Below are 12284 nucleotides of genomic sequence, written 5' to 3'. Positions count from 1 at the left end.
CCAGATTCCACCAGCACGACGGGCATTTATCAGTCCTTGACGGATAAGTAATCTGATGTGCTGTGGTGTATAGCCTGATACAGTAGAGGCTTCCGAAACAGTAATCATTTCGGAGTCAGTCATCTTCCCACAAGATTCTTGGCTATGTTTTAGCTCTTCGGCACTTGTCAGCTTTGGGCTAGAGGCAATTTTACTCCACTACCCCTCTAAAGACACTGTGACAGGTCAGCAGCGATATATTGATAGAGTTGTAAAGGTTATCCGGCACCGCCTAACTCATCTGAAAGTGCCTTGGCAAGATTAGGTTTAGGATACAACATCAAGTACACATTAGACATCTCCAACAATTCTTGTGGGACAGGCATCCAGCCCTCCCTGGAGCGGCTTTTCACTCCTATGTCTATTCATTCCCACAAAAAGCCGATCGCAAACCGCACCGCTACCCCCATTACCGAACAGCCAACGCGCTCCGAACCCGTTTTCTCCCACCTGAGCAACTGTTCCCGAAAAGCCGGGTATTGCTTAGTAATGCACGATCGCTTGCAGTTTCCGACGCACAAGAGCAAGTGCGGGCTTTAGCAAGTCGCCGACTTCAAGTGTTAACAATTAACTGTTAATAATCGATCAAAAGGGCGATCGCAAACCGCACCGCTTCCCCGATCATCGAACAGCGAACGTGATCCGACGCCGTTTTCTCCCACGCGATCAACTGTTCCCGAAACACCGGGTCTTGCTTCGACTGCTGCACGATCGCCTGACTGATGACTTTCTTTTGAATCTGCTCAGTCACGATACCTTGCTGCTTCAAATAATCCAACAGCCGCTGCACGCTTTGGGAGAGTTTATCCGGCGTCTGAGACATCAAAATCAACCAAATTTGGCGCACCATTCGCTGGTAGATTTCCTGTCTTCTGAGCAACACTTCATTGTGACTCGGCTGCGTACTATTACTAGCAACAGCCAAGTCGAGCAAACTCAAAATTTCAGCGTCCTTGGCTAAAACCTTTTCCAACATATCTGGATAAAGCTCCAAAATGCGATCGCCCAAAATCTTGCCATTCACCAAACGGTTCGCACTCAGCCTCAGTAAATTTTGTTTTCCCGCCGATTCAAATTTTTGAACGTTCAACTTAAGTGCGTAGCTTTCCAACTCCACCCGACGCACCGTAAAAACCAAAGCCTCCCAATTAGGAGATTCAGCAAAACACACATTCACAATAGAACTGTCCTCTTGATGCTGCCCCCCCAATTCCCCCGGCTCAAAATCGCGATCGACCGGAAAGCGATTTGCCGCAACCTTCGCAGTATAATCAAACTGAGTAAAAACATAGCGGCAGTCAACTCGAGACAAATCGACATCTTGAACTTGCCAATTTTGAATGCAGCAACCCGTAAGCTGCGCCCCCTCCAAATTCGTCCGAATCAAACGGCACTCAATCAAACAAGCTTCTCTTAAATCCGCCTCACCCAAAATCGCATCCACCAAATAAGCGCCGCTCAAATCAGCTTTCCGCAAATCAGCACTACGCAAATTAGCTTCGCTCAAATCCCCCCGCAGCAAATACACTCCTTCCAGGTTAGCTCGCAGCAAAAGCGCCTTCTTAAAACTCGCTTTCAATAAATAAGAACCCGCCAGATTAGCTCGACTCAAATCAGCGTTATCCAGCACCGCCTCAGTCAAATCCGCCCCCGCCAGCACTGCTCGGTGCAACTCAGCGCCCGTCAGATTTGCCCATCGCATTTGAGCGCCGTTGAGGTCAGCTTCAATCAAATTTACACCGATTAAAATTGCCGATCGCAAATTCGCTTCCACCAAATGCGCTTCCCGCAAATTAGCACCCGTTAAATTAGCACCAACAAGACTGGCGCCATTGAGATTCGCCTCCATCAATTCCGCCGCCATCAACTTCGCGCCGTCGAGTTTAGCCCCAGCCAAATTAATTTGGTCAGATTTAACTCCTTGAAGATTAGCACCGCCCAAATCCGCTTCAGGCAATGTGGCCCAATTGAGCTCTGCTGCTTCCAAACAAGCAAGGCGCAAATCCGCTTTAGCAAGATTTGCCCCGCTCAAATTTGCCACGCTCAGATTCGCCCCAGCCATCCCCGCACTGCGGAGATCCGCGCGCCGCAAACAAGCCCCAATTAACTGGGCATTGCTCAAAAAAGACCAGCTCAAATTAGCACCAGTCAAGTTAGCACCAGTGAGGTCTATTTCTCGCAGGTTGATACCGCTTAAACTAGCGCCGCTGAGGTCAATGTGACTAAAGTTACGCTCTCCCTGTTGATAGCGCTGTAAAAATTCTTGTGTTTGCATTCCGCAGGTTTGGGGGCTAGCAATTTAGGTGTTTTAGGACGCGCTGGGCAAGAACTTTAACTCTAAGGTGCGCACGGATCACTATCGGGCTAGGCACAGGTACACTATCCGTACTACTTACTGCAAGAACTCAAGTCCTCCAGGTGATGCGTGCGCACTTTACTCCTATAGATGGCCGTTCAAAGGATTTGTTGCGTAAGTTCTATTTCCACTACCAACTTTACAGACTTTTGTTACTTACAGTAGCAGAGTTCGTATCTGATATGCTGCCCCGCCGGAGACTGCTTTTACCTAAAGCGCTGCAATTCTTGCTGCAAGTGCTTTCCCCATTTAGTCGCTAGAGGAATTTCTGTAAAAGGAACCTGCACCGCAGCAGCATCTTTCAACAAAAATTCGAGGGCGATTCGGCTTCCAGAATTCGGCGGCGACTCCAAATCAACGGCCTGAGAGTTGACTAACAAACGTAGCGACTGCACGTCTTTTAAAGAAAAAGTTTGCAAATTCACTGGCCCGCGGCGAGTAGGTTTTCCCCAAGTTAAACTGTCTTCTTGCTGACCGAGTACAGCATAAATATCGTACTTGGCTTTAGCAAATTGTTCGGCCCAGACGCGATACGCTTCCAGCTTTTGATACTCGTTCCATCCAGCCCAAGCCAGCCCGATAAAAATTGCCAGCAGCGGCAGCCACATTAAACCTCTTTCCATGCAATACCCTTGTTGAAAATAGTCCAGGTTCTGTTTGTCATTTTCTCTAATGATACAATTGATTGAACTCCTAAAACTTGCTCGGCAATTCTAACTAGAAATTAGAGCAATTTTTGCTCGATCAACAGCCACCGCCGAAAACTACCAAAGGCCGGCTTGGGAGAGATCCACAAGCAGCAGCAAGGAAAACTGGCGCTGGCGGTGAAAATTGGGTTATTGTGGTGAACAAGCCTTCCCTAAACGGACGATCGGCCATGAAAAAGTTTTTCCTTCTGTGCTTATTTTTAATCGGGCTCGGCTGGGCGATTTCTAATTTCCCAGGACTTGCTACTCAAGGCACTTACGACTCGATTGTGCTGGATTTTCGCGAAGATTTGGGCGCTGCTGAGATTGCGAAAGAAGTAAATGCGATCGCCCAACAGTACCAAGTCGCACCGCAACTCAACAGCGAATTCTCAGCGGGCGACAATGTATATGTAGTTAAGGGCGATCGCGCTTTGCTAAACGCCCTGAAAAAATCAAATTTGGCTAAAGATACCGAATACATTGAACCCAACTACGTCTACAGCGCTTTCGAGATTCCCAATGACCCCATGTATACCAAGCAGTGGAATCTCCGCAGCATCAACGTAGAATCTGCCTGGAACGAAACCAAAGGCAGCGGCACAACAGTAGCGATAATTGACTCGGGCATTACTCCAGTCGCTGACTTAAAAGAAACCAAATTTGTACCCGGCTACGACTTTGTAAACGATCGCGCCGAAGCCTACGACGACCACGGGCACGGCACTCATGTCGCCGGTACAGTCGCCCAATCAACTAACAACAATTATGGCGTTGCGGGCATCGCCTACGAAGCTGCTTTAATGCCGCTAAAAGTGTTAAGCGCCAGCGGTGGCGGCACTGTTTCCGACATCGCCGAAGCGATCAAATTTGCTGCTGACAACGGCGCCGACGTGATTAACATGAGTCTCGGCGGCGGCGGCGAAAGTCAGTTAATGTCCGAGGCGATCGACTACGCCCACTCTAAAGGCGTTGTCATCATCGCAGCAGCCGGCAACTCCGGCGAGAGTTCCGCTTCCTATCCCGCCCGCTATCCCCACGTCATCGGCGTTTCCGCCCTCGGCCCGGACGACGAAAAAGCCTCTTACTCGAATTTCGGCGCAGGGGTTGACATTGCAGCCCCGGGCGGTTCTGAAATCGGCAAGATCCTGCAAAGTACGATCGACCCGGAAACCGGCGCCGAAGTCTTTGAAGGCTACCAAGGCACTAGCATGGCTTCTCCCCACGTTGCAGCCGTTGCAGCCCTTATCAAGGCCTCCGGCATCACAGAACCAGACTCGATTCGCAGTGTACTCTTGCAGTCCTCGCGAACTGTCACTGAAGATCCGTTAAACCATTTTGGTTCAGGACACCTAGACGCAGCCGCAGCAGTTCAGCTAGCCCAGCGCGGACAAATCAACTTCCGCGATTTCTTTCGCTGGGTGCGCGACAACGGCTATCTCAACCCCCGCTTTTGGATAGACGGCGGTGCAGTCGCCCTGTTGCCTAAGATTGGAATGGTGCTCGGTTCTTACCTGCTGGCTTTCTTAATGCGGAATTATTTCCCCTTCGCCTGGACTTGGGGCTTTTCCGGCGGCTTGATTGCTGGCAGTTCTGGGTTCTTTGGGCTGCGAAATCTGTTTGTATTTGACCTACCACAATGGCCGCTGCGGGTGATGGGCAGTTCTATTCCCGAACTCGGCGGCGCAATTAATGGCAGCAGTATGCTGAATCCCTTTTTTGCTAGCGTTTTGATTCCTGGGATTTTGATTGCTTTGCTATTGGGACATCGACAGTGGAAGTGGATCGCGATCGCAATTTCGATCGGTTTTGCCAGCAGTTTAGCGGTGAATGCTTTTATGTCTCCCGCAGTTTGGGGATTGGGAAGTGGTTTGGTAGCACAAACATTCTTGATTGTCAATGCTTTGCTGTGTTTCGGATTGGCGCGTTTGGCGATTAAAACAGAGGTGCAGTCAGCATGAGTATTACTGTCAAAGGCGAAATTGAACGTAAAGGATTAGGCCCGGGCACTTGGGCTTTGGTTGGCCAAGATGGGGAAACTTACGAACTTAAGGAGGCTCCTTCTGAGTTGAAAAAAGCTGGTTTGAAAGTCAGTATTAAAGGTGAAGTCCGCAAGGATGTGATGACTTTTGCTATGATCGGCCCGGTTCTGGAGGTGCAGTCTTTTGAGGTGTTGTAGGTCGATCGACTAATCCAGCTTTCGAGCAAAAAAAACCCCGGCCTTAATTGGCTGGGGTTTATTCATCAGGGTGCATCTACTAATCTAATCTCCCGCAAGAGAGCACCTCTTTCAGGACACAATGGCCGAATTTGGCAGAACTTGTGGCGAGCCCGTGCGATCGCTCAAAAAAAAACCCCAAACCAAAATTGGTCGGGAGTTAATTAATCAGGGTGCATCTACTAATTTAATGGACGGCAAGAGAGCACCTCTTTCAGGACACTTTGGCCGAATTTGGCAGAATTTGTGGCGAGCCCGTGCGATCGACAAAAAAAACCCGGCCAAAATTGGTCGGGAGTTAATTAATCAGGGTGCATCTACTAATTTAATCTCCCGCAAGAGAGCACCTCTTTCAGGACACTTTGGCAAAATTTGGCAGAATTTCTGGCGAGCCCGTGCGATCGACAAAAAAAAACCCGGCCAAAATTGGTCGGGAGTTAATTAATCAGGGTGCATCTACTCATTAAGCTTCCTGAGAATTCCAGCGCCATCCGGACAAACTCAAACTTTTTCAGCATCAGCCTCGATACCGCAAAAAAAAACCCGGCCAAAATTGGTCGGGAGTTAATTAATCAGGGTGCATCTACCAACTAAGCTTCCGGTTCGAGGTGTACTTTTTCGGGACAGTTTTGAGAATTTGCGGCGACGGCGTGCGATCGACAAAAAAAACCCGGCCAAAATTGGTCGGGAGTTAATTAATCAGGGTGCATCTACCAATTAAGCTTCCTGAGAATTCGAGCGCCATCCGGAGAGTCGCTTCAAATTTTTCCACCGGGCGATCGCTTGAGGATAGGCAAAATCTGAATTACAGAGTTGGGGGGCGATCGCATTTCGGATGAATTGACCCGCGCGGAGTCCGATCCAGGATTGAGTGGGGCGATCGACGATGCCGCTGTAAAACTCGGCCGTTGAAACCTACCTACACAAACGAAATCAAAGCGTATAGGAACTAAGAAATAAAGGGCGTATTTAATTCGGGTTTGGTATCACCATTCACTGCTCAAAACTCTTTTCGGTGAACCAGAGTTGCACTAGCTTGGTCTGTCGGAACTAGCAAGACTTCGCTAATATTGACGTGGGGCGATCGCGTCGCGCAAAAATACACCACATCCGCTACATCGTCAGCAGTCAGCGGTGTCAATCCTTGATAGACATTTTTTGCTTTTTCTGCATCGCCGTGAAACCGGACATTACTAAATTCTGTTTCCACCAAACCCGGCTCTATTTCCGTCACCCGCACTGGTGTTCCCAAAAGGTCTTGTTTTAACCCTTCCGAAATAGCTCTCACTGCTGCTTTGGAAGCGCAATAAACATTGCCTTTCGGATAAGTTTGGCGGCCTGCTATTGAGCCGATATTCACTACGTGGCCTCCGCCTCGGCTTACCATTCCTGGCACGATTGAGCGAGTCATGTAAAGCAAGCCTTTAACATTGGTATCAATCATTTCTTCCCAATCTTGAAAGTTGCCTTCGTGCAGTTTGTCTAAACCACGGCTCAATCCCGCATTGTTGATCAGAATATCGATGCTTTTCCAGGCATCGGGAAGCGCAGCAATCGCCGATTCGACTTGCGGGCGATCGCGCACGTCCAATTCTAGCAAGTAAATCTCGTTCGCCGAGGCGAGCAATTTTGTTTCTACAAGTTCGTTCGCCAGTCGATCGAGTTTTTCAAGGCGGCGGGCTGCTAAAATTAGTTTGGCTCCACCTTTGGCGAATATCTTGGCACAGGCTGATCCGATACCGCTACTCGCACCTGTAATGAAAACTATTTGATTTTGGATAGAAATCATTTTTAATAATAAGGAAGATTTATTAACCGCAGAGGGCGCAGAGGGCGCAGAGAGAGGGAGGAAGAGGGAAAAACAGAGTTTTTAGTTGCTCTAAAATCAAGTCGGGTCAATTAACCATAATTCTTGTAGGGGCAGGTTTATCGGGTTCTCTCGTTTGTATTAGAGATTTTACTTAACCCGCCACTACAGAAATTACTCAAATAACCCATAACACCTATTTTATTACTTGACAACCCGCAATCGCACACTAACCATGGCAATTCCGCCTTGTCGCATCAAAACTGCTGAAACCCACCGATTTTCAGGGGTAGCCGGAGCTTTACCTACTTTAAAAATTCCCCCGGCATTTAGCAACTCCAGCTCGACTTCTGAGGGATTAAAAAATGTTTTTTCGGTAATGGGTTCCTCCAAAACAGTCCCTATTAAAATATCATCGCCGATCGGCTCTCGCACAATGGCATCAAAATGGTACTCTTCGCCCACCTTAACTTGCTCCGGCAAATTCACTTGAACTGTGGGAGGATTTTCGCCAGAACTAAGCTGAGTTTGTTCGGCCAAAATCTCTTGCTTAACTATTTTTTCACCTTCAAAGCGCTGCTGAGAACGGATGGTAGCTTTGAGAGATGATTCTCTGCCATCCTTTTTTTGAGTGCCGGCAATTGTAGTTACGGTTTCTGCGACTATCGCGCTACCTTCGGTTGTCCAAGATGTGATCTCGGTGCGGTAATTCAAAGTCGGATATCGATCCCAGAGTTGGGTGAGGGCTTTTTCCATGCTTTGGCTGTTTAAGCCGTCAGAATGAGTGAAACTCGGGCTGTAAAATGCCATGACTGCTTTGACATCGCGCCGGTTGGCTGCTGCGTCAATTTCTGTTAGCAGTTTTGTGAGTGGGGCCGGGGCATTTGCTCTGGTTTGGGCGATCGTTTGGGGAGTCGCCCCGATCGCACTGATCGCTCTTACCGCACTAGGATGCAGCACGCCAGCACTTACCACTGTTAAACATAACAACATTTGAGCGATCGACTGCCCGCAGTTAAAGCCAAAAACGATCGCCCGATCGGCTTTTTCGTCCCGACGGCTGGAAAAATACTGAGATGCACTTGGCATTAAATTCAAAAAATTACGCATTAGATGATAATTTGGTTATTTGTCAGGAGTCGTGGCGCGGGCAACTGTTCGCCTGCAACGACTCGTGACAACGGAAGGAGGGACACGGCACAATCTAATTTTAGATGGCTGATTGAAAATTGGCTGAAACTGCTGGAACAATAAGCATAATAATCTAAAACCTCAAATATAAAATTGATCGACCTGTGGAACTTTTACTTGTAAAAGAAACAAATACCTTGACAAAAGCCCCCCTCCGGTTGTTGGTTGCAGCTAGCGGTACAGGTGGACATTTATTTCCTGCGATCGCCACCGCTGGCCAGTTGAATGACTGTCAGATCGAATGGCTAGGAGTCCCAGACCGCATGGAAACGCAATTAGTTCCAGCCCTTTACCCCCTCCACACGATCACCGTCGAAGGCTTTCAGCAGCGATTTGGACTCGGTACACTGCGAATTTTGGGCGGACTCGCCGGCTCGATCCTTCAGGTGCGGAAGTTGCTCAAAGCGGGAAATTTTCAGGGAGTCTTTACTACGGGCGGTTATATCGCAGCACCGGCAATTCTGGCGGCCCGGTCTTTGGGTTTGCCGGTGATTCTCCACGAATCTAATGCAATTCCCGGGAAGGTGACGCGCTGGTTTAGTCCTTTGTGCACTGCTGTGGCGATCGGATTTGAAGCAGCAGCCCAGCATTTACCCCGCGCGAAAACCGTGGTTGCTGGTACGCCGGTGCGATCGCAATTCCTGACTCGCCAACCTCTAAATTTGCCAATTCCTGACAGCGTACCTGTAATTTTAGTCATGGGTGGCTCTCAAGGTGCTGTCTCCGTCAATCAGTTAGTGCGGCAGTGCGCTCCGGCTTGGTTTGATGCGGGTGCTTGGGTAGTTCACCTCACCGGAAATCATGACCCGGATGCTGAAAGTTTGAAACACGAGCAATATTTGTCTATGCCATTTTATGACAATGTGGCGAGTTTGTTGCAGCGAGCAAATTTAGCAATTAGTCGATCGGGCGCGAGTGCTCTGACAGAATTAGCAGTGACGGGGGTACCTTCTATTTTAATTCCTTTTCCTCACGCCGCTGACGACCACCAAAGATTTAATGCGGAGGTATTTGCCGCATCTGGCGCCGGCGTGGTATTCCGTCAAAGCGAACTGACAGCAGAGGTATTGCAAAGCAAAGTGTTGTATTTGTTAAGAGATTCGGAATATTTGGCAAAAATGTCTCAAGCTGCTTCTGGATTAGCCGTGAGAGACAGTACAGAACGTTTGGCAAATTTGGTCAGGGAATTGGTGGTGAGGTGATGGTTTTTAGGAGTTTTAACCGCAGATGTAGGCAGATTAACGCGGATGGACGCAGATGATGACTGATGTTTTACACGATGTGGGAGCGGATGAATTTAACTACTGATTTTAATCCTTCTTTGGTCTTCAAGTTAGTAAAAACAACAGGTTTCTCCCCTCGCATTTTTTTAGCGTCCCGTTCCATCACGCCTAAATCTGCTCCCACGAAAGAGGCGAGGTCTATTTTATTAATTACTAACAAATCTGATTTAGTAATTCCAGGCCCGCCTTTGCGCGGAATTTTGTCGCCCGCAGCGACATCGATTACGTAAATTGTTAAATCTACTAACTCTGGGCTAAAAGTTGCAGCCAAATTGTCGCCGCCGCTTTCTACAAATACTAAATCTAAATCAGTGAATTTGTGCTCTAGCTCTTCTATAGCTACTAAGTTGATTGAAGCATCTTCGCGGATGGCTGTGTGGGGACAGCCTCCCGTTTCTACGCCCAAAATTCGATCGCTCTCTAAAGCTTGACTCCGAACCAAAAACTGTGCATCTTCCTGAGTATAGATATCATTAGTAACCACAGCAATCTGGTACTGCTGTCGCAGCGACTTGCACAAAGCATCAAGTAAAGCAGTTTTTCCAGAACCAACCGGACCCGCAATTCCTACACGAAAAGCACTCATATCGATTTTAGATTTTAGATTTTAGATTTTAGATTTTTTTTATTTTAGTATGTGCGCTATAGCAATCCTAAATCATTTGTGAATTTCTTACTCCCTCCCCTTTCCAAGGGGAGGGCTGGGGTGGGGTAAAAAATTTACGACTCATTTAGATTTGCTATATAAGCACTTTACGCGACTTTAGGGTGCGTATGGCGCACCTTCCGTTGCCGGATTTCCCCCTTGAAATTTTAACTCCGAAATAACCTACTGTACTGAGTTTCGTGGGCCATGCTAGCCAGTCCTAATCCCCAACTGCAACTACCAAGGTCATCATCTTCTAATTGTAAAACTTCTCGCGCCGTACAGCTAATTTGCGATCGCAAATCTAACAGCAACTGCTGACCGGCTGTTTGACCGAGGGGAATCAGTTTAACGCCCGCACTCGCCAAATTTGCAGCCCAACTGTACAAATATCCTAACACGGCCGCTTCCTCTTCAATCTGCCAGCTTGCGGCGGCAATGCCAAAGCCAATCGCAAAATTGCACGGATTGCCGCCACATTCCACCAAATCTTTTACTATTGTTGTTAACACAGAAGAAACGGGCGATTCCCTGCGGGATAGCTTCACTTCACGCAAATCCAGCAGCAACCTGACCAAAGTCCGCCCCATTTGCCAACTTTGCAAGCGCAACTCTTCTGTTTCCTTAGCAGCAGTCGCCCAAGCATTCCAGTAACTCAAAGCGGCCAAATCCCCCCTCTGGGCCGCCCTCAAAGCCCGTACTACCACGGCGGCTTCTACTCGAACAGCCCCGAATTGCAGCGAATTTTCTAACCAATTCCTTAAACTAATCTCGCTGTCGATCGCACCGGTTTCTACCAGACTTTCGATTCCCTCAGAATAACTATAAGCTCCCACAGGTGCAAAAGCTAGCTGTAACAAACATAAAAGTTGATTGTTCACTGTTGATATCAAATCTTTTACCATTCTCTTAATCTGCGTAAATCTGCGTCAATCCCTTGTCATCTGCGGCCCGAGAAATTCTCTTTTTTTAACCGCAGATGAGGGCAGATTAACACAGATTAACGCAGATGAATTATATCTATTCCGGTTGCACCCTCCCTGAGTGTTGACTGGATTTTACCCCCCACGATGCTACCGGATTTAATATGACTTCTTCTTTGTTGAATGACCGAAACCAATTTTGTCATAAGCCCTCGGATTTATCGGTGTCCGTAAATCTAAAATCTAAAATCTAAAATCTAATGGCTGTGCCCGTAAGCGCCCATTTCTGGCTGAAACGGCACAATTTCCTCTTTTACTTCCAAACCCATTTTTTCGAGCATTCCCTGCAACACAGAGTCGGGAGAAAGCCTTAAATAATTATCGGCAACTTCTAAAGCTACGTGACGGTTTCCTAAATGATAAGCCGCCCGCATCAGTAGCAGCGCAGTTGAGGCCCGCGCTGTCAGCACCGATTCGGGTTTTGCACTTACCAGTACCAAACAGCTACCGTCTTCCGACTGCAATAAATCCCGATCGCGCAGTACCGTACCTCTTGGCAAACTCAGGTGCAGCTTTTCCCCCGTTTCTGTCTCGAATTGGTGGCGACTGCGAGTGCGATCGTCGGCTGTCATCGGTAAAGTAAAGCTGACAATAGCCTCGGGATTGGGCCGCAAATGTTTTGTGAAAGTTAGCATTTTTATATTCTATAGCAATTCTAAATAAGTCGTAAATTTTTTACCCCACCCCAACCCTCCCCTTACTAAAGGAAGGGAGTAAGAAATTTACAAATGATTTAGGATGGCTATATTCCTCTGACGAATTCTCTTCACATCTAGTTTTTGAGGAATATCTTTTTGATCTCTAATTGGAATTTACAGGTTTTTTGATCGGAAGGATAAGGATCGCGAATTAAATAACTTACAATTTTAATTGTTATTGTGGGATGGGCGTCCCGCCCGTCCAAAAAGGACGGACGGGACGCCCATCCCACAAACTTGTGGAAGTTATTTAATTCTCATTCCTAAGCAAGCGAATCCGGCAGTCAAACAGCGAATTCAAGCCGAGCTGCTGCGGCTGCAACAAGCGGGCAATCAATAAGCTTGAGGGTTTGAGTCTTTGGGCCTCTCCCGTTCTA

12 protein-coding genes are annotated in these 12284 nt (G+C 47.9%); 5 read left to right on the top strand and 7 right to left on the bottom strand.

Annotation, left to right across the window (positions count from 1 at the left end; all coding sequences use genetic code 11):
• The first annotated feature begins 396 nt into the window (after nt 1-396).
• The gene (locus tag ACUVJL_RS30040; RefSeq protein WP_445249178.1) at nt 397-579 is read left to right on the top strand and encodes a hypothetical protein; all 183 of its coding nucleotides are present in this window, start codon (nt 397-399) and stop codon (nt 577-579) included.
• Between the two features lie 34 nt (nt 580-613).
• On the opposite strand, the gene ACUVJL_RS30035 is transcribed toward ACUVJL_RS30040, so the two are convergent.
• Together ACUVJL_RS30035 and ACUVJL_RS30030 are read right to left on the bottom strand one after the other, a co-directional pair.
• Nucleotides 614-2314, bottom strand: a complete 1701-nt coding sequence (locus ACUVJL_RS30035) for a pentapeptide repeat-containing protein (protein ID WP_445249177.1) — start codon at nt 2312-2314, stop codon at nt 614-616.
• Nucleotides 2315-2601: 287 nt separating this feature from the next.
• A complete protein-coding gene (locus tag ACUVJL_RS30030; protein ID WP_333130890.1) occupies nt 2602-3018 on the bottom strand; it encodes a hypothetical protein in 417 nt (138 codons plus the stop codon).
• A gap of 254 nt (nt 3019-3272) precedes the next feature.
• Here ACUVJL_RS30030 and ACUVJL_RS30025 point away from each other — a divergent pair, with 254 nt between their 5' ends.
• The 3 genes from ACUVJL_RS30025 (at nt 3273) to ACUVJL_RS30015 (ending at nt 5744) form a co-directional block, all read left to right on the top strand.
• Nucleotides 3273-5042: a S8 family peptidase gene (locus ACUVJL_RS30025; RefSeq protein ID WP_445249190.1), complete on the top strand. Its 1770-nt coding sequence runs from the start codon at nt 3273-3275 to the stop codon at nt 5040-5042.
• Nucleotides 5039-5260, top strand: coding sequence for a hypothetical protein (locus tag ACUVJL_RS30020; RefSeq protein WP_445249176.1), 222 nt, complete (start codon nt 5039-5041; stop codon nt 5258-5260). The genes ACUVJL_RS30025 and ACUVJL_RS30020 overlap by 4 nt, the downstream gene beginning before the upstream one ends.
• 121 nt (nt 5261-5381) lie before the next feature.
• Nucleotides 5382-5744, top strand: coding sequence for a hypothetical protein (locus ACUVJL_RS30015; protein ID WP_445249175.1), 363 nt, complete (start codon nt 5382-5384; stop codon nt 5742-5744).
• 555 nt (nt 5745-6299) lie between these two features.
• Here the strand turns inward: ACUVJL_RS30015 and ACUVJL_RS30010 are convergent.
• Together ACUVJL_RS30010 and ACUVJL_RS30005 are read right to left on the bottom strand one after the other, a co-directional pair.
• On the bottom strand, nt 6300-7088 hold the full coding sequence (locus tag ACUVJL_RS30010; protein ID WP_445249174.1) for an SDR family oxidoreductase: 789 nt from the start codon (nt 7086-7088) through the stop codon (nt 6300-6302).
• Between the two features lie 222 nt (nt 7089-7310).
• On the bottom strand, nt 7311-8216 hold the full coding sequence (locus ACUVJL_RS30005; protein WP_445249173.1) for a nuclear transport factor 2 family protein: 906 nt from the start codon (nt 8214-8216) through the stop codon (nt 7311-7313).
• A gap of 185 nt (nt 8217-8401) precedes the next feature.
• Here ACUVJL_RS30005 and murG point away from each other — a divergent pair, with 185 nt between their 5' ends.
• Nucleotides 8402-9499 carry an undecaprenyldiphospho-muramoylpentapeptide beta-N-acetylglucosaminyltransferase gene (gene murG, locus ACUVJL_RS30000; RefSeq protein ID WP_445249172.1) on the top strand — a complete coding sequence of 366 codons (1098 nt, stop codon included), beginning with the start codon at nt 8402-8404 and terminating at the stop codon, nt 9497-9499.
• 70 nt (nt 9500-9569) lie between these two features.
• On the opposite strand, the gene ureG is transcribed toward murG, so the two are convergent.
• The 3 genes from ureG to ureE all read right to left on the bottom strand — a co-directional run bounded on the left by ureG (nt 9570) and on the right by ureE (nt 11844).
• Nucleotides 9570-10166, bottom strand: a complete 597-nt coding sequence (ureG, locus tag ACUVJL_RS29995) for an urease accessory protein UreG (protein ID WP_445249171.1) — start codon at nt 10164-10166, stop codon at nt 9570-9572.
• A 227-nt stretch (nt 10167-10393) separates the two neighbouring features.
• Complete coding sequence (locus ACUVJL_RS29990; RefSeq protein ID WP_445249170.1) at nt 10394-11131, bottom strand: urease accessory protein UreF; 738 nt, start codon at nt 11129-11131, stop codon at nt 10394-10396.
• A 275-nt stretch (nt 11132-11406) separates the two neighbouring features.
• Nucleotides 11407-11844 (bottom strand): urease accessory protein UreE, encoded by a 438-nt coding sequence (gene ureE / locus ACUVJL_RS29985; RefSeq protein WP_445249169.1) that lies wholly within the window; start codon nt 11842-11844, stop codon nt 11407-11409.
• Nucleotides 11845-12284: the final 440 nt, after the last annotated feature.

It is taken from the genome of Microcoleus sp. OTE_8_concoct_300 (genome assembly GCF_031383065.1).
In the GTDB taxonomy this organism is placed as follows: Bacteria; Cyanobacteriota; Cyanobacteriia; order Cyanobacteriales; family Microcoleaceae; genus Microcoleus.
Note: the sequence above shows the minus strand (reverse complement) of the source record. Positions and strands in the feature narration are given on the sequence as shown.

What these genes read in the sequence shown, in the direction of transcription:
- ACUVJL_RS30005 (WP_445249173.1), bottom strand. Translation starts at nt 8,216, where the DNA reads ATGCGTAATTTTTTGAATTTAATGCCAAGTGCATCTCAGTATTTTTCC.
- ureE (WP_445249169.1), bottom strand. Translation starts at nt 11,844, where the DNA reads ATGCTAACTTTCACAAAACATTTGCGGCCCAATCCCGAGGCTATTGTC.
- ACUVJL_RS30030 (WP_333130890.1), bottom strand. Translation starts at nt 3,018, where the DNA reads ATGGAAAGAGGTTTAATGTGGCTGCCGCTGCTGGCAATTTTTATCGGG.
- ACUVJL_RS30010 (WP_445249174.1), bottom strand. Translation starts at nt 7,088, where the DNA reads ATGATTTCTATCCAAAATCAAATAGTTTTCATTACAGGTGCGAGTAGC.
- ACUVJL_RS30020 (WP_445249176.1), top strand. Translation starts at nt 5,039, where the DNA reads ATGAGTATTACTGTCAAAGGCGAAATTGAACGTAAAGGATTAGGCCCG.
- ACUVJL_RS30025 (WP_445249190.1), top strand. Translation starts at nt 3,273, where the DNA reads ATGAAAAAGTTTTTCCTTCTGTGCTTATTTTTAATCGGGCTCGGCTGG.
- ureG (WP_445249171.1), bottom strand. Translation starts at nt 10,166, where the DNA reads ATGAGTGCTTTTCGTGTAGGAATTGCGGGTCCGGTTGGTTCTGGAAAA.
- ACUVJL_RS29990 (WP_445249170.1), bottom strand. Translation starts at nt 11,131, where the DNA reads ATGGTAAAAGATTTGATATCAACAGTGAACAATCAACTTTTATGTTTG.
- ACUVJL_RS30035 (WP_445249177.1), bottom strand. Translation starts at nt 2,314, where the DNA reads ATGCAAACACAAGAATTTTTACAGCGCTATCAACAGGGAGAGCGTAAC.
- ACUVJL_RS30040 (WP_445249178.1), top strand. Translation starts at nt 397, where the DNA reads ATGTCTATTCATTCCCACAAAAAGCCGATCGCAAACCGCACCGCTACC.
- ACUVJL_RS30015 (WP_445249175.1), top strand. Translation starts at nt 5,382, where the DNA reads ATGGCCGAATTTGGCAGAACTTGTGGCGAGCCCGTGCGATCGCTCAAA.